Raw genomic sequence first — 16,384 nt, forward strand, 5'->3', positions numbered from 1 at the left:
GGCTATGGCCTCAATTCAATGACCGTCTTGCCGATTCTCACGGGTACACCGAGGTCCACGGGAAGGGCCCGGGTGAGCTGCTGGTCGGCCAGATACGTGCCGTTGGTGGAGCCGAGGTCCTCGATGAACCAGCGGCTTCCCTGCGGGAACAGGCGTGCGTGCCGGCCGGAGGCGTAGTCGTCCTCCAGCACGAGAGTGGCTTCCTGTGCCCGGCCCAGCAGAATGGGGCTGGCTGCGAGGGGAACCGTGCGCCCCTTGAGAGGGCCTTCGGTGACCACCAGTTGGCGGGCCTGCTGTTTGACCGGAGCCGGGGCGGGTTCGGCCAGTTCAGGATTCTTGCGCACCTGCCGCGCAGTCGGGGCTCCCGTCGCGGCCTTTCTGCCGATCATGAGGTCGCGGCGCATGGCGGACACGATGCTGAAGATCAGAACCCAGAGAAGCAGCAGGAAGCCGAAGCGGAGGGCGGTTATGGTCAGTTCGCTCATGGGCGGCCGCCAGTGTTGGCGGGCAGGAGGCGGAAAATGATTTTGGTCCGTCCCATCGTGATGGTGGAGCCGTCGGTGAGCTCCGTGCTACCAGCCACTTTGTGTCCATTGACGTAGCTGCCGTTGGTGGACCCGAGGTCCACGGCAGTTGTGGTGCCGCCGGCCGTCTGGATTTCGAGATGGCGACGGGAAACTCCGGTGTCGTCCACCAGGATGTCAGCTTCTGATGAACGTCCTAGAACGATCGAAGGAGCATTGAGCGAATATCGCTGGCCGTCGATGTCCAGGACGGGCTGCAGGCGGACAGGCTGGCGGCTGGGCGCTGCAGGTACGTTGGCGCGCGGCGCTGCTGCTTGAGCAGCGCCCGACGCCTTCTCGGTCTTGGAGGTGATCTCAAAGTCGCCGGGACGGTTGGCTTCATCGTGCCGGAACGAGATCCGGACCGGCCCCTGAAGGGTGTAGCCCTGGCTGCGGACGTGGTTGATCACCACATCGCACAATTCTTCGGCCAGCGGGGTTCCCCACTCCTGGGCACGCTGGAAGTCATCGTCGCTGAGCAGTACGTCAAAGACATTGGGCGCCAGAGTCCGGCCGGCGGCGACGGTGATCGCCTTGTGGTCCACTTCCCGGCGGAGCCGGCTGGCGATTTCCACGGGCTCAACCTGTGCTTTGGAACCGGTGGAGAAGACGCCGCGGACGGCCTTTTCAATGCCGCGCTCGACTTTGTCCAGCAAACCCATGGTCCTTCTCCTTCCTTGCCACGGCGGGCAGTGCGCCTCGTGAAGCTCTATCTGCTGCGCACGTCACAACAGAACAGTGAGCCCGCCGGAAGCGGGCGCCTATACATCCGATACTACTTGCCACCCCTGCTAATGACCTTAATCCACAACGTGCCGGTGCTCAGATTCGTTCATGATGGACCCTCTTTTGTTGCCGTCATCACACGGATTGGCGTGCGAAGCGCCGCCGGGTTGCCTGGTGCCGATGCGGCCGCGCGGGCATCAGTCGGCCTGTCAAGGGGCCCCAGTCCGGCCGATTGGCGTTTTGCGGCAGTTGTCCGTTATGCTTGATCTCGCTGCTTTTACGAGGTTGCAACTCCGGGTCCGGGGTTGGAATTCAGTGGAAGAAGTTGCGCGCGAGTGGCGGAACGGCAGACGCGCTGGCTTCAGGTGCCAGTGTCCGAAAGGGCGTGGGGGTTCAAATCCCCCCTCGCGCACGCAAATGAAACACCCCGGTCTTTTAGACCGGGGTGTTTTCGTTTGCCCTGAATTGAGGCTATTGGCAAAGCAACTAAACCAGGTCGCGTCAGGTCACCGGGGTCACCAGGGTTCCGTCAGCTGCGAACTGCGCCAGGTTCGCAAGCGTGAGTTCCGCCATCGCGGCGCGGGTCTCATGCGTACCGCTGCCCAGGTGCGGCAAAAGAACCACGTTATCCATGGACAGCAGGTCCTGCGGGACCTTCGGCTCATCGGCATAGACATCAAGGCCTGCTCCGCCCAGCTTTCCGGCCAGCAGCGCCGCGACGAGAGCCTGCTCGTCGACTACCGAACCTCTGGCGATGTTGATGAGGTAACCGCCGGATCCGAGTGCCTCCATGACCTCACGGTCAACTACGTGCACAGATTCCGGCCCGCCGGCCGCTGCCACAATAAGTACGTCGGAATTACGTGCCAGCTCCACCGGTGAGGACGCGTAGTCGTAGGTCACCCCCGGATCCCTTCTGCGGTTGTGGTAGCTGACGGTGCAGTCGAAGCCCTCGAGCCTGCGGGCAATCACTTTTCCGATACGGCCAAGGCCCAGTATCCCCACCCGCTTGCCGCTTGCCTTGGTGGCGAGGGGGAAATTGCCCTTTCGGGCCCAGTCGCCCCGGCGCACGTAGCGGTCTGCGGCGGTGGTGCGGCGCAGCACATCCACGTAAAGCGCGACGGCGGTGTCAGCCACGCAGTCATTCAGGACATCCGGCGTATTGCTGACGACGATCCCGCGTTCTGCGGCCTGCCTCGTATCCGTGGTGTCGTACCCAACGCCGAAGTTCACGACAGCCCGTAGATTGGGCAGGGCCCGCATCAGCTCGGTTCCCACACCGAAACGGCCTGAGGTGACGGCGACCTCAAAAGTGTGGCCATGGCGTTCCAGGAACTCGGTTTGGTCAGCCGCCGCATCGGGCAGCCGGACTGCATCGTACACGTCGACCACCGTGTCCTGGACAGTTTGCATGAGTGGTCCTACCTGCAGGACAGCGACGTTGTTGTTCATATCCTGCACAGTAGGTTCGGGCATCCATATGCGTCCAACATGCAAATAGCATTGATCGATGCCCGATGTGTATTGGTCTGCCGACTTTCGCGGAATACCGCGGCCGACGGGACCACGTGGCTCCGGTCACACGTCTTGGCGCCGCCGTTAGGAGCACGACGCACGGCTCTGCGGCATGCCCCTCCTCTTGTGGTGCTTTTGGAGGCTCAACTAGCTTGAGTCCAGCGCGGCCCCCAGCTCCTTATCCACACCTCACACCAAGCTGCAGCCTGCCGCGCTCCACTACTCCGGAGGATCCAATGATGTCTTCTTCAACACTCCAATTCCGCGCATCGGCGGTTAAATGGCCTGCCCTCGCGGCCGGAGCGCTGCTGGCGCTGAGCGGCTGCTCTGTCGCCAATTCCGACGCCGCGCCCGCCTCCGGAAGCACGCTCCGCGTGGTCCTCGGCCAGGAGCCGCCCACCTTGGAGGCCTGCGAATCGAACCTCACGTCGACCGGCGTGGTGGTGCGCTCCAACGTGACTGAGCCGCTCGTCGAACGAAACCCCCAAACCGGCGAACTTGAACCGCTGCTGGCAACGGAATGGAAAGCCACATCGGACACCGAATGGACTTTCAAGCTGCGCCAAGGCGTGAAGTTCCAGGACGGCACGCCATTCAATGCGGAAGCCGCGGCCTTCACCATCAACAGGGCCGTCAACTCCAAGCTCGGCTGCAACGTGGAAGGCTATGTGTTCGGGGACGCCGATCTCAAGGTAAAGGCCGTGGACGACACAACCCTCACGGTCGCCACGGCGGAGCCGGACCCCATCCTCCCGCTGCGGCTGTCCTTCCTCGAGGTGGTGCCGACGTCGACGAGCACCACCGCGAAGGTTCGTGAACCCGTCGGCACCGGCCCCTACAAAATCGAGGCGTGGGACGCCGGCCAGAAAATTACGCTGAGCAGCTGGGATGGCTACTGGGGCGATAAGCCGGCCTACGCCAAGGCCGAGTACCAGTGGCGCTCCGAGAGTTCCGTGCGTGCGGCCATGATTACCAGCGGGGAGGCCGATGTGGCGATGGGTCTTAGCCCCGACGACAACATGGGCGAGCTTGGCATCGACTATCCGAATAATGAGACGGTTGCCCTTCGCCTCGAGGCTACGAAGGCGCCGCTGAACGACATCCGCATCCGCCAGGCCGTGAACTACGCCCTCGACAAGGAGGGAATCGTCAACTCCCTCTACCAGGGCAAGCACAAAGTGGCGGCCCAGCTGGTGCCTGAGGGCATCGTGGGCCATAACGCGGAGCTGAAGGGGTGGGCCTTCGACCTGGACAAGGCCAAGTCCCTCGTTGCCGAGGCCAAGGCCGACGGCGTGGACACCTCCGCCCAGATCTCGCTCGTTGTCCGCAGCGCCCAATTCCCCAAGATCACCGAACTGGGGCAGGTACTCCAGGAGCAGCTGAGCCAGGCCGGACTGAACGTGAAGCTGAAGATGCTGGAAACCAGCCAGCACCTGACCTACCAGGTCCGCCCGTTCGCAGACGATGAAGGTGCAGTTGCCCTGATGACGCAGCACGGCAATCAGGCCGGTGATGCGGCCTTCACCGTGGACCAGTACATGCTGTCCACCGGCGCGCAGAGCTACTTCGGGACCCCGGAGTTCGACGCCATGATCAAGAAGGCGGACGCGGCATCGGGTGAGGAGCGGAAGAAGGCCTTCGAGGACATCTTCGCCTACCAAAACGACAAGGTGGTCCAGTTTGCCCACATCTCCCACCAGACCGGCATCATCGGCAAGTCCAAGTCCGTGAACTACACGCCGAACTCCTCCAGCGGCGACGAGCTGCGTGTCTCGGAAATGACCCCGGCAAGCTAGCCCGGGGCTCCAGGAAAAGGAGGACGGCCATGCTGATCTACTTGAGAAAGCGGATAGCCTCCAGTGCGCTGCCGCTGGTAGTGGTTATCGTCGGCGTTTTTGCGCTCGCCCGGATGACCGGAAACCCGGCCAGCCTGTATTTGCCCCTGAACGCCACACAGCAGATGCGTGATGACTTCACCGCACGCAACGGCCTGGACCAGCCCTTGCTGGTGCAGATGGCGGACTACTTCGGCGGGGTGCTCAAGCTCGACTTCGGGCAGTCGCTCCGCACCGGGCAGGATGCCGCCGCCATGGCGCTGCGTGCCTTCCCTGCAACCCTGCAGCTCGCGGCCACCACCATGGTGCTGGCCGTGCTGCTTGCACTGGTTGTCGGTTGCTGGGCCGCACTGAAGCCCAACGGCGTGGCCGACCGCATCTCAAGCTTCGTCTCCATGGCCGCCGCTTCGATTCCTGATTTCTGGCTCGCCATCGTGGGCATCTGGGTCTTCGCCATAACGCTGGGCTGGCTCCCGACATCCGGTGTGTCGGGGGCCGGCGCCTGGATTCTGCCGATCGCAACGCTTCTGCTCCGGCCATTCGGCGTCCTGGTCCAGATCGTCCGGGGCTCCATGGTCTCGGCACTGTCGGAGCCGTACATCAAGCTGGCACGCAGCCGCGGTGCCGGCGAACTGCGGGTGGTCACCCATCACGCACTGCGCAACGCCGCGGCTCCGGCCCTTACTGTGGCCGGTGACCTGACAGTGGGTTTGGTGAACGGAGCAGTGGTCGTGGAAACAATCTTCGGCTGGCCCGGCATCGGAAAGCTCATGATCGATTCCATTCTGCAACGCGACTTCGCCGTGCTGCAGGCCGCGGTGCTTCTCACGGCAGTGGCGATCTTTGCATTGAACATCCTGATTGACATGGGCTATGCGCTGCTTGATGCACGTGTCCGCCCCGTCACGGCAAAGGCTTAGGAGTAGCCATGAACACTTCATTGACTGAGCCGGCGGGGCAGGATCAGCTGCCGGCAGCCGAACAACCGAAGCCCGTGAAGGAAAAGAGGGAAGCGAACCTCCACCTCTTCCGGCTTCTGCTGAAGGACCCCTTTGCAACGGTGTCCGCGCTGCTCCTGATCGCCATCGGACTGACCGCCGTCGTCGGCCCTGCCCTCATGGGCGACCTGGCAACCAAACAGAACCTCCTCTTCGCCAATAAGGCACCCTTTACCCTGGCCAATGGCTGGGAGTACTTCCTGGGCAGTGATTCGCTGGGGCGGAGCATGCTCGCACGCCTCGTCGTGGCCAGCCGCACCACGTTCTCCGTGGCGCTGCCCGCCGTGGCACTTGCCCTCGTGATCGGTTCTCTCTGGGGAGTCTGGGCCGGCTACCACCGCGGGTGGCGTGAAAACGTGTCGATGCGGATCGCCGATGTCATCATGAGCTTCCCGTCCCTGCTGCTCGCCGTCGTCGTGCTGTATGTGTTCAGCCCGAGCGCAGGAAACATCGTGCTGATCCTAGCCCTCACCCGGATCCCCATCTATCTGCGCACGGCCCGGGCCGAATCGGCGGAGCTGCAAAGCAGGACGTTCGTGGACGCTGCCCGGACCTTTGGCGCCAAGCCGAACGCCATCATCGGCCGCCACGTTATCCCCGTGGTCCTGCCGACGCTCCTCACACTTGCCACGCTTGAATTTTGCTACGTCATGCTGGCCGAGTCGTCGCTGAGCTTCCTCGGCATCGGAATCCAACCGCCGGACGTCAGCTGGGGACTAATGGTCTCGCAGGGCAGGCAGTACCTGCAGACGGCATGGTGGCTGTCCATCTTTCCCGGCGTCGCAATCGTGGTCACCACCATCGCCGCCAACGTCCTCGCGGCCTGGCTGCGCATCGCCACTGATCCGGCCCAGCGCTGGCGGCTGGCACTTCCCCGCAAGCCCCTGATTGCCCGTATTCCAGCAAAGGAGGCCAAGCCGTGAAAATTGCCGCCCAAACCGTGCTCACCGAAGAGTCCCCGGTGAAAGATGCCGTTCTCACTGTCCGGAACCTGGCTGTGGACATCCGCACCCACCGGGGAACGATCCGGGCCGTCAATGGTGTGGGCTTTGACGCCCGCGCGGGGGAGACCCTCGCGCTGCTCGGAGAATCCGGCTGCGGAAAATCCATGACGGCCAAGGCCCTCGCCGGGATCATGGACCCGGTCTGTGACCTGGCGGGCGGGGAGATCGTCCTCAACGGAACAGATCTGGCAGCCCTGACACCTAAGGAGCGGCTCAAGTTTGCGGGACCCGGGCTGGGGATCGTCTTCCAGGACGCGCTGACAGCCCTCAACCCTGTCTATACGGTGGGAACACAACTCGGCGAGGCCTTCAGGATCCATCAGGGAATGAGCGCCAAGCAGGCCAAGATCCAGGCAGTTGAGTTGCTGAAGCGGGTAGGAATTCCCGAACCCGAGTCCCGCGTTAATTCGTATCCGCACCAGTTCTCCGGCGGTATGCGCCAGCGCATCCTGATAGCCATGGCCGTGGCACTGAACCCGCGCCTGCTGATAGCGGATGAACCCACCACAGCCCTGGACGTCACGGTCCAGGCGCAGATCATGCAGCTCCTGCGGAAGCTCCGCGAGGAGGGACAGATGGCCGTCGTGCTGATCACCCACGACCTGGCGGTTGTTGCCGAGGAAGCGGACTCCGTGGCCGTGATGTATGCCGGGAACGTGGTGGAGAGCGGACCGGTCTCTCAGGTCTTCAGCGATCCACGGCATCCCTACACCAAGGGGCTTCTCGAGTCCGTGCCCGTTCACGTGGAGCGCGGCACCCCTCTGAAGTCCATCGCCGGGAGCCCCCCGGAACTCCACGACATCCCGGCCGGCTGCGTCTACCAGTCACGTTGCCCGCTCGTGCAGGACATCTGCAGGGCCGAGCGCCCCCGGCTGCTGCCGGTCATGGACAGTCGCCAGGACAAGCAGCACGGTGCCGACAATGGCCCCCCCGCCGAGACCTACCCCGGGACCCAACCGCTGCGGCCGGGCCGGTCCGCAGCCTGCCACTTCAGCAAGGAGTTAAACAATGTCTGAGCCGCTTCTGCAGATCGATGGTTTGTGCAAGACGTTCCACGTCGCCAAGAGCGCCAGCGGCAACACCCGCCTCAAGGCACTGGATGGCATCAGCCTGACGGTCGGCCGCGGGGAGACCCTGGGCCTCGTGGGGGAGTCGGGCTGCGGAAAATCCACGCTGGCCCGGACCCTCATGATGCTCGAGACGCCTGATGAGGGGACCGTGACGTTTGAGGGAACGAACCCGTTCGGCCTCCGCGGCAAGGAACTGCTCAGCTGGCGGCGCAGAGTCCAGATGGTGTTCCAGGACCCGTTCGCCTCCCTCAATGCGCGTATGAGTGCCGGAGACATCATCGCGGAGCCCTGGGCCACCCATCGGAGCCTCTACCCGACGCCGCGTGAGCGCGAAACCCGGGTGCGCGAGTTGCTCAACATGGTTGGGTTGCGGCCATCGGATGCCCGTAAATCCCCGCAGGAGTTTTCCGGCGGCCAGCGGCAGCGCATTGGCATTGCGCGGGCGCTGGCCCTCAACCCGGACGTCATCATCCTGGATGAACCGGTCTCCGCCCTGGACCTTTCCGTCCAGGCGCAGGTCCTCAACCTGCTCAATGACATCCAGCAGGAACTCCGCGTTTCCTACATCTTCATCTCCCACGACCTGACCGTCGTGCGGCACGTGGCAGACCGGGTGGCCGTGATGTACCTGGGCAGAATCATCGAAACGGGAGACACCGAGGAAGTTTTCGACCATCCGCGGCACCCCTACACCGCCGCGCTGATGTCCGCATCGCCGAGGCTGGACGTGACGGGATCGAAGCGGGAGCGCATCGTCCTCAAAGGCGAGTTGCCCTCCCCGTTGGACCCGCCGTCGGGCTGCCGCTTCCGTACCAGGTGCTGGAAAGCGCAGGACATCTGCGCCGATCTGGCTCCCGAGCCGCGCGTGACAACAGCCGCCGCCGGCGCGCCGCACGTGGCCGAATGCCACTTTCCACTCGAAACCATCAAGGGCCTCAGCGCCGCCACAGCCACTGCCGGGTGACAGGCACGGAGTATGCGGCCATTGCCGGCGTGATCTTCCTGGCCGCCTGCCTGCAGGCCTCAACAGGGTTCGGCTTGGGAATGCTCGCCGCGCCGGTGGTGGCCATGGTGGATCCGACGCTGTTGCCGGCCACGCTCATTCTCCTGGCACTGCTCCTGACCATCCTCGTGACGGCCCGTGAGCGGCAGCACCTGGATCTCCGCGGTACCGGCTGGGCCCTCGTGGGCCGGATCCCCGGAGGCTTTCTGGGGGCGTGGCTTGTGGCCGTGATCTCCACGGAAGGACTCGCCTGGGCTGTGGTTGTGGTGGTGCTCACCGGCCTGGTGCTTGCCATCAGGGGGTGGGCGCCCCGGCCGGTCCGGGTCAACCTCATCGCGGCCGGTGCAGCTTCAGGCATCATGGGCACCGCAACATCCATCGGCGGACCTCCCATGGCCCTGGTGTGGCAAAGCCATCGGGGACCGCGGCTGCGGGGCACCATGAGTGCGTTCTTTATGGTCGGCTCCGCCATTTCACTGGTCTCGCTGGGAGTAGCAGGCGCCGTGACAGCTGAAACCTTGACGCTCGCCCTCTGGATGGTGCCTGCGGTGCTGGGCGGCTATCTGGCCTCACGCTTCATGAACCGCTTCCTGAATGCCGCACGCCTGAGGGTGCTGGCGATAGGGGCATCCGGGCTGGGAAGCCTGCTGTTGATGGGGCAACTGGTCCTGTCTGCCTTGCAGCCCTGAGCGGATGAGCTGGTCGGAACGACTCGCCCGCAGATCGCCGCCCTAGGACCTGGGCACGAGGTTGAACAGCTCCCGGCCTTCCGCCAGCCTCCTGATGTTGTCCGCAATGTCCGCTGCCCGGCGTTCGAACGTGATCCTCGCATGTCCGGAGTGGTGCGGGGTGAGAACGGTATTGGGCAGGGACGAGAACGGCAGTTCCGCCGGAGGCACCACGCCATCGGCAGGCGAACCCCACCAAACGTCGATGCCCGCCCCGGCGATGCGCTGAGACTCCAGGGCGTCGAACAACGCGTCTTGGTCCACCACCGGCCCCCGCGCAACATTAATAAGGAACGCCGTGGGCTTCATGGCGGCGAACTCCGCGGCTCCGATCATCCCCTCCGTCGAAGCGTCCAAGGGCACAGTGACAACCACGACGTCGGACTCGGCCAGCAGCTCCCGTAGCTGGTGGTTGCCGCCCATCCAGCTCAGCGCGGTCCCGTCGGGGACGCCGGCGCCCGGGTTCCTGCGGACGGCGCGGACGTCCATGCCCAGTGCGCCGGCCATCCGCGCCACCTCCGCCCCGATCGAGCCCATTCCCACGAGTCCCAGGGTCATTCCGCCGAGGGTCGGGTGGAAAGGAACGTCCGGATCGGTGGCAATGGTTTTCCAGCTGCCGCCGCGTACAGCACGGTCGGCCGCCAGAACATTGCGGGACAGCATCAGCGTGAGCATCAGGACATGTTCGGCGACGGGCCGCGCGTGATGGAAGGTGTTGGCAACGACGGCTTCCGGGGGCAGGCCCGGAAACGAGATTTTGTCGTAGCCGGCGCCTGTGACGTGCACGAGCTGCAGCCGGGCGGCGGCGGCCGCCTGCTGCGGACTCAACGACGAACAAACGACGACGTCGGCACCCCCCAGCGCGTCCAGCTGGCGGTCGGGGGTCCAAGCCGCCGCCATGTCCCAGTGGTGGGCGGCGCCGTCGTGCTTTAACGCATCCTCTAAACGGCTGATGATGGGGTCGGTGACCACGATCCTCAGGCTCTTCATTGAGGGCTCCACTTGGCTGTGGTCTTGAATGCCCTCACCAGCGGGGGCTCTGAAGCTCATAGGAAGGGTTCAGCCTTGTCATGTACCCGGTGTCGTCCCGGCTCCTGATGCCGCATTCCAGATACTGACGGTTGAGACGCTCCAAGGCGTCGCGGTCCAGTTCGATGCCCAGTCCGGGCCCGGTGGGGACCTTGACGGCTCCATTCTCGAAGGCGAAAGTGCCGGCAGCGACGACATCCTCTTCCGGGTCTTTCCACGGCCAGTGTGTGTCGCACGCATAGTCGAGGTTTGGCGTCGCTGCTGCCAGATGAACCATGGCCGCGAGGCTGATGCCCAGATGGGAATTCGAGTGCATGGCCAGGCCCAGGCCGAACGTGTCGGCGATGCCGGCCAACGACTGGGAGCGGTGCAGGCCTCCCCAGAAATGGTGGTCCGAGAGGATGACATCCACGGCACCTGCGGCAATGGCCGGGGCCACGTCAGAGAAGCTGACCACGCACATGTTCGTGGCGAGCGGCATCCCTACCTCGCGCCGGACAGCAGCCATTCCCTCAATGCCAGGCGTGGGATCCTCGAGGTACTCCAGGATGCCGTCGAGCTCCTTTCCCACCCGGATGGATGTGTCGACGGTCCAGGCGCCGTTGGGATCAATCCGGAGCGGCATGGCCGGGAACTCGGCCCGCAGTGCCTTGACGGCGCCCACTTCCTCCTCCGGCGGAAAGACGCCCGCCTTGAGCTTGAGTGCCGGGAAACCGTACTCGCCCACCATCTTCCGGGCCTGCCGAACAATTCCGGCCGGATCCAGCGCCGCACCCCAGGAGTCGTCGTCCTGACCGGGGTGTCCGGACCATTTGTAGAACAGGTACCCGCTGAACTGTACGGTGTCGCGGACAGCGCCGCCGAGAAGATCGCTGATGGGGCGGCCAAGGAGCTTTCCCTGAATGTCCAGGGCGGCCACGTCGAAGGCCGACAGGACACGGTCCGTGGTGCTGGAGCCGGTGACCATTCCGCTCATGCCGTGGCCTCCACGGACCGTGTCGTGTTGGAGTGCAGCTGCGATGCGGCTTCGGATTCCGTTGATGTTGAAGACATCAGCGCCGGGAAGGCCAGCGGCTGCAGCTTCCAGGCGTGCCAGGTGGCCGGCGTCTCCATAGGTTTCGCCCACCCCGCTGATGCCGGAATCCGTGTGGACTTCCACAATTGCCCGGAGGGCATAGGACTCATGGACGCCAACGGTGTTCAAAAGCGGCGGATCCCTGAACGCCACCGGCGTGATGGTGACGTGCGTGATGATCACTTGCTTCAGGTGTTCGGCGTGCTCGTTCACGGGGTTCACTCCGGTGTGCTCCTAGATGCGGCTCGGTCAGTGGGCTTGCCCAGTAGTTCGTCCGTTGGGGAAGTCGGGGCCTTTTCCTGGGCGGGATGGTTTCGCAACTGCCCTCCCCATGAACATAATGGGACGAATCGATCCACGTCCAAGCCAATTTCTGCACCCGATCATCCATGAAAGGTATCGATGTTCACCTTGCCCCAGCTGGAGGCCTTCGTTGCCGTCGCTGAAGAACTGCATTTCGGTGCGGCCGCGGAAAGGCTAAACATGACGCAGCCTCCCCTGAGCCGGCAGATCCAGATCCTGGAGAAGAAGCTGGGCACGCAACTCTTCGGCCGCACCAGCCGCAAGGTCGAGCTGACACCGGCGGGCGCCATGTTGTTGCCCCGGGCGAGGCAGATCCTGGACTTGTGCATCAAAACCGAGCTGGATGTCCGCAGGGTTTCCTCGGGGGAAGTAGGAGCCATCACCGTGGGCTACACGGCGATCGCCGGCCAAAGTGCATTGCCGCTCATGCTGCGCCGCGCGGCCGACAGCATGCCCGGGGTCTCGTTCATGCTGAGGGAGCTCGTCTCCACGGACCAGATGGACGGACTGGTGAAGGGCAGCGTGGATCTTGGCCTCTTGAGGCCGATTGTGGCCCGCCCGGGCATAGTGTCACGGCCCCTTATGAAGGACCGTCTGGTCGTGGCGCTGCCCGTTGGAAGCTCACTGCTTGGAAGCATGCCCATGAAGGAGGGCGCTCCGCTGCCCTTGGGAAAACTGGACCGGCTTCCCCTGTTGATGTACTCCACGAAGGAAGCCAGGTACTTCCACGATCTAGTGCTCCGCCTGTTTGCCAGTGCCGGTGCCCATGCGAACATCACCCAATATGCCAGCCAGATCCCGGCACTCCTCGCCTTTGTCCAGGCGGGGCTGGGAGTCACGCTGGTGCCGGCGTCCGCCATGGCTTCGGCGCCGGCGGGGGTCGAATTCCACGAAATCGACGGAAGTCACGGTATTCAGGAGCTCAACCGGGTGGACCTGGAGATCGCGTGGAACGAAGAGACAGCCAACCCAGCGGTAAGGCGGCTCCTCGAGCTGATCGACTCTGCGGGGTTGGCTGCGTCCGATTCTGACAGGTAGCCCGGGCGGCTACTTTGATCCGACTACTTTGATCCGACGGTGGCGAGCCCGGAATGCGGTTCCCTTGAGTTTTCCTCCTCATCGCGCGGCTCCGCTTCGACTCGTGCCCCGGGCGTCTTGCGCTCCTTCAAGAAGTAGACGAGGCCGGCCGCGAGGGTGGATGCCGCGGCCAGGGCGAAGAGTCCCGGCACTACGCTGCCGGTCTGCTCCTTGATGATTCCGAAGCCAAACGGGGCCACAAAACCGCCCAGGTTCCCCAGTGAATTGATGATGGCGATGGCCGGGGCCAGGACCAGCGGATGCAGGCCGGACTGAGGGATGGTCCAGAACAGCGGAGAAGCACTCTTGAAGCCCATGGCGGCGATGGCGAGGAACACTAGGGCAAGGACCGGAGTGGCGACGGCGGCTGCGAACGTTCCCACGGCGGCCACCAGCAGGGCAACCACCAGCAGGGGACGCTTGGACTTTGCCTTGTCCTGCCATTTGGCTGCAAAGTACATGGCGACAACGGCGCACACCCATGGAATGGCGGAGAGGAAGCCGACGCTCAGGTCGGTGGTGCCGGGGATCTGCCTGACGATGCTGGGCAGCCAGAAGGTGTTGGCGTAGATGGAGAGCTGCACGGCGAAGTAGATGCCGCAAAGCAGGAGGATCTGGGCGTTCAGGAGCATCTTCCAGCGGTTGATCTTCGCATTGCCTCCGGCATTTGACCCGGTACCGTTGCCGGCGGAGTGCTGGGCGTCCTCCTCCTCAATTGCACGGGAGAGTGCGGACTTTTCGGCGGTACTCAGCCACTTTGCGTCGTGGATCTTGGCATCCAGAAGAAAGAACACCACGATGCCCACGGCCACCGACAGCAGGCCTTCGAACCCGAACAGCCACTGCCAGCCACGCAGTCCCAACACGTCGTGGAGGCTGAGCAGCATGCCGGCAATCGGCCCCGAAAGGGCGGCGGCGACCGACGAGCCGGCTATGAAAATGGCTGTGGCCTTGCCGCGCTGGCCTGCGGGTACCCAGCGGGCGAAGTAGAAGATGACGGCGGGGAAGAATCCAGCCTCGGCCGCACCGAGCAGGAAGCGCAGGACGTAGAACATCGTCTCGTTCTGGACAAAAGCCATCAGGAAGGACACGGTGCCCCAGCTGATCATGATCCGGGTCAGCCAGACCTTTGCGCCGTACTTTTCCATCATCACGTTGCTGGGAAGCTCGAAGATCGCGTAGGCGATGAAGAATAGCCCCGCCCCGAAGCCGTACGCAGCCGCACCGATGCCGACGTCCGCCTGCAGGTGGTCCTGGGCGTAACCGATGTTGGACCGGTTCAGCTGGTTGCAAACCAGCATGACGAGCATGATGGGCAGCACCCGCCTGAAAAACTTCTTCGTGGCCGAAGCCAGATCCGTGACAGCGGTGTCAACAGACTGCATGGGGAATCCTCTTTGATAGATCAGCAAGCTCACGCTGCGGGGATTGCGGCCGAGCCGTGTGCTCCTCGCCGCAGCACCCGTTAACTGTAGGCAGTCGGTTTCATGCACGTCCAACACGAATACTGCATGGCGTGATACCTACGGAGACTGATTCGCTAGGAGGCCTCCGCTACAGGAGGCGTTCATTCACCGTCCCTCGCGGAGTCGGCGGCGGGAATTGGCGAGATGGCTGCGCATTGCCGCAGCAGCGGAAGGCCCATCGCGCTCGGCAATGGCGGCATAAATCGAGCCGTGCTCGTGAACGACCTGATCGAAATGATCGCGTGCGTAGTGCTCGACGTCGGTCATCAGCCGGGTCCGGGGCATGGCGATCATGGTCTGGCCCAGCGATGCGAGGCAATCCGAATAGAAGGGATTTCCCGAAGCAGCGGCGACCGCCCGGTGAAAGGCGTAGTCGGATTTCATGGCATGCGCAGGATGCTCCACGCTGGCCGTGAAGTCATCCAGCGATTTCTGAAGGACCTTGAGCTGGCGGTCCGTGCGGTTGGTGGCAGCCAGGGTGGCGGCTTCGGCCTCCACGCCGATCCGGAACTCCAGCAGGTGGAGACGGTCTTCCATGGTGACAACAGGCCTGCTGGCCCGTCCCGCCGTCGGACCTTCCGGGGGCGGGGTCAGCGCAAAGCTGCCCCGCCCGCGTTCGGTTTCCACGAGTCCTTCGGCTTGGAGCCGCGTGAGCGCGGAGCGGACCACGGTACGGCTCACACCAAACTCGTTGATCAGGGTGTTTTCGCTCGGAAGCTTGTCCCCGGGCTGGATGACGCCGTCAACGATGCGGTTGCGAAGGTCGGCGGCGAGGTCGGTGGTCAGGTTCCGGCTCATGGATTCAAGATTACGCGCCGAATTCCACGGTCTCCGTGGTCCAGGCGCGTGCCTGGTCGCTGAGCGACACGCCAAGGCCGGGACGGTCCGGAACCATCATGCGGCCGTTCTTCGTTTCGAGGCGCTCGTTGAACAGCGGGTCCAGCCAGTCGAAGTGCTCCACCCAGGGCTCGCGGGGATAGGCAGCGGCAAGGTGGAGGTGGATTTCCATGGCGAAGTGCGGGGCCAGGTCAAGACCGCGTTCATCCGCCAAGGCCGCGAGACGCAGGAACTGCGTGATACCGCCGACGCGCGGGGCATCAGGCTGGATGATGTCGCAGCCGTCGGCGGCGATGAGGCCCTTGTGCTCGGCTACGGAGGCGAGCATTTCGCCTGTGGCGATGGGCGTGTCCAGGACGCAGGCGAGATGGGCGTGGCCTTCGAAATCGTAGGCGTCCAGCGGCTCTTCAATCCACACGAGGTTGAACTCCTCCAGCTGACGGCCCATGCGCAGGGCGGTGGCGCGGTCCCACTGCTGGTTGGCGTCCACCATGAGCGGGACGTCCCAGCCGATGTGTTCACGGATGCCGGCTACGCGGCGCAGGTCCTCTTTGCTGTCCGGGAGGCCAACTTTTATCTTGATGCCGCCGATTCCCTCTTCGATCGACTGTGTGGCGCGGGCCTTGACCTCCTCCAGGGTGGCGTTGAGGAAGCCGCCCGAGGTGTTGTAGGTCTGCACGGAGTCGCGGTAGGAGCCCAGCAGCTTGGCGAGCGGGAGGCCGGCGCGCTTGGCCTTGAGGTCGTAGAGCGCGATGTCGAGGGCGGCGAGGGCCTGCGTGGCGACTCCGGAACGGCCCACGGAAGCGCCGGCCCAGAGCAGCTTGGTGTAGACCTTGCCGATGTCGTTGGGGTCTTCGCCGATGATGCCTTCTGCGACTTCCTTGGCGTGGGCGTACTGGGCGGGGCCGCCTGCGCGCTTGGAGTAGCTGAAGCCGAGGCCGGTGTGACCCTGTTCGGTGGTGATTTCTGCGAAGAGGAAGACCACTTCAGTCATGGGCTTTTGGCGACCAGTGAAGACCTTTGCGTCGCTGATCGGAACGGCCAGTGGAAGCCTCGCGGTGGAAAGTTTTACATGGCGGATGAGATCTACGGTGCTCATGGATGCTCCTCGAAAGCAGGATGGTGGGCTGCATCGCCCTCCCACTTAGGCTACAA

15 protein-coding genes and 1 tRNA gene are annotated in these 16,384 nt (G+C 64.0%); 8 read left to right on the forward strand and 8 right to left on the reverse strand.

Translation table 11 applies throughout. The features are described from left to right. Positions 1–2: 2 nt before the first annotated feature. Entirely contained in the window at positions 3–485 is a 483-nt protein-coding gene (locus tag ACIP90_RS03490) for an FHA domain-containing protein (protein ID WP_331575215.1), read from the reverse strand. Continuing rightward, the gene (locus ACIP90_RS03495) at positions 482–1,225 is read right to left on the reverse strand and encodes an FhaA domain-containing protein (protein WP_400576977.1); all 744 of its coding nucleotides are present in this window, start codon (positions 1,223–1,225) and stop codon (positions 482–484) included. Before ACIP90_RS03495 ends, ACIP90_RS03490 begins: the two co-directional genes overlap by 4 nt. 393 nt (positions 1,226–1,618) lie before the next feature. Here ACIP90_RS03495 and ACIP90_RS03500 point away from each other — a divergent pair. Further along, positions 1,619–1,701, forward strand: a tRNA-Leu gene (locus ACIP90_RS03500). 89 nt (positions 1,702–1,790) lie between these two features. On the opposite strand, the gene ACIP90_RS03505 is transcribed toward ACIP90_RS03500, so the two are convergent. Then, positions 1,791–2,741, reverse strand: a complete 951-nt coding sequence (locus ACIP90_RS03505) for a 2-hydroxyacid dehydrogenase (protein ID WP_400576980.1) — start codon at positions 2,739–2,741, stop codon at positions 1,791–1,793. 302 nt (positions 2,742–3,043) lie between these two features. Here ACIP90_RS03505 and ACIP90_RS03510 point away from each other — a divergent pair, with 302 nt between their 5' ends. Genes ACIP90_RS03510 through ACIP90_RS03535 form a run of 6 tightly spaced genes read left to right on the forward strand, consistent with a single transcriptional unit; the run spans position 3,044 to position 9,403 of the window. Continuing rightward, on the forward strand, positions 3,044–4,600 hold the full coding sequence (locus ACIP90_RS03510) for an ABC transporter substrate-binding protein (protein WP_400576983.1): 1,557 nt from the start codon (positions 3,044–3,046) through the stop codon (positions 4,598–4,600). Positions 4,601–4,629: 29 nt separating this feature from the next. Beyond that, complete coding sequence (locus ACIP90_RS03515) at positions 4,630–5,559, forward strand: ABC transporter permease (protein ID WP_400576986.1); 930 nt, start codon at positions 4,630–4,632, stop codon at positions 5,557–5,559. Positions 5,560–5,567: 8 nt separating this feature from the next. Beyond that, complete coding sequence (locus ACIP90_RS03520) at positions 5,568–6,560, forward strand: ABC transporter permease (protein WP_400576988.1); 993 nt, start codon at positions 5,568–5,570, stop codon at positions 6,558–6,560. Further along, positions 6,557–7,657 carry an ABC transporter ATP-binding protein gene (locus ACIP90_RS03525; protein WP_400576990.1) on the forward strand — a complete coding sequence of 367 codons (1,101 nt, stop codon included), beginning with the start codon at positions 6,557–6,559 and terminating at the stop codon, positions 7,655–7,657. Before ACIP90_RS03520 ends, ACIP90_RS03525 begins: the two co-directional genes overlap by 4 nt. Further along, the gene (locus ACIP90_RS03530; protein WP_400576993.1) at positions 7,650–8,675 is read left to right on the forward strand and encodes an ABC transporter ATP-binding protein; all 1,026 of its coding nucleotides are present in this window, start codon (positions 7,650–7,652) and stop codon (positions 8,673–8,675) included. The genes ACIP90_RS03525 and ACIP90_RS03530 overlap by 8 nt, the downstream gene beginning before the upstream one ends. Continuing rightward, positions 8,672–9,403: a sulfite exporter TauE/SafE family protein gene (locus ACIP90_RS03535; protein WP_400576996.1), complete on the forward strand. Its 732-nt coding sequence runs from the start codon at positions 8,672–8,674 to the stop codon at positions 9,401–9,403. The genes ACIP90_RS03530 and ACIP90_RS03535 overlap by 4 nt, the downstream gene beginning before the upstream one ends. Before the next feature lie 42 nt (positions 9,404–9,445). Here the strand turns inward: ACIP90_RS03535 and ACIP90_RS03540 are convergent, their stop codons facing one another. Together ACIP90_RS03540 and ACIP90_RS03545 are read right to left on the reverse strand one after the other, a co-directional pair. Beyond that, a complete protein-coding gene (locus ACIP90_RS03540) occupies positions 9,446–10,432 on the reverse strand; it encodes a 2-hydroxyacid dehydrogenase (protein WP_400576999.1) in 987 nt (328 codons plus the stop codon). 34 nt (positions 10,433–10,466) lie between these two features. Further along, a complete protein-coding gene (locus ACIP90_RS03545) occupies positions 10,467–11,768 on the reverse strand; it encodes a glucarate dehydratase family protein (protein WP_400577001.1) in 1,302 nt (433 codons plus the stop codon). Positions 11,769–11,948: 180 nt separating this feature from the next. Between ACIP90_RS03545 and ACIP90_RS03550 the strand changes: the two genes are divergently transcribed. Beyond that, complete coding sequence (locus tag ACIP90_RS03550) at positions 11,949–12,887, forward strand: LysR family transcriptional regulator (RefSeq protein ID WP_400577003.1); 939 nt, start codon at positions 11,949–11,951, stop codon at positions 12,885–12,887. A 23-nt stretch (positions 12,888–12,910) separates the two neighbouring features. On the opposite strand, the gene ACIP90_RS03555 is transcribed toward ACIP90_RS03550, so the two are convergent. The 3 genes from ACIP90_RS03555 to ACIP90_RS03565 all read right to left on the reverse strand — a co-directional run bounded on the left by ACIP90_RS03555 (position 12,911) and on the right by ACIP90_RS03565 (position 16,328). Continuing rightward, positions 12,911–14,311 (reverse strand): MFS transporter, encoded by a 1,401-nt coding sequence (locus ACIP90_RS03555; protein WP_400577005.1) that lies wholly within the window; start codon positions 14,309–14,311, stop codon positions 12,911–12,913. Between the two features lie 186 nt (positions 14,312–14,497). Next, entirely contained in the window at positions 14,498–15,190 is a 693-nt protein-coding gene (locus ACIP90_RS03560; RefSeq protein ID WP_400577007.1) for a FadR/GntR family transcriptional regulator, read from the reverse strand. Between the two features lie 10 nt (positions 15,191–15,200). Continuing rightward, positions 15,201–16,328: a mandelate racemase/muconate lactonizing enzyme family protein gene (locus ACIP90_RS03565; RefSeq protein ID WP_400577010.1), complete on the reverse strand. Its 1,128-nt coding sequence runs from the start codon at positions 16,326–16,328 to the stop codon at positions 15,201–15,203. Between the last annotated feature and the right edge of the window lie 56 nt (positions 16,329–16,384).

The organism is Arthrobacter sp. NPDC093139 (assembly GCF_044754165.1).
Taxonomy (GTDB): domain Bacteria; phylum Actinomycetota; class Actinomycetes; order Actinomycetales; family Micrococcaceae; genus Arthrobacter.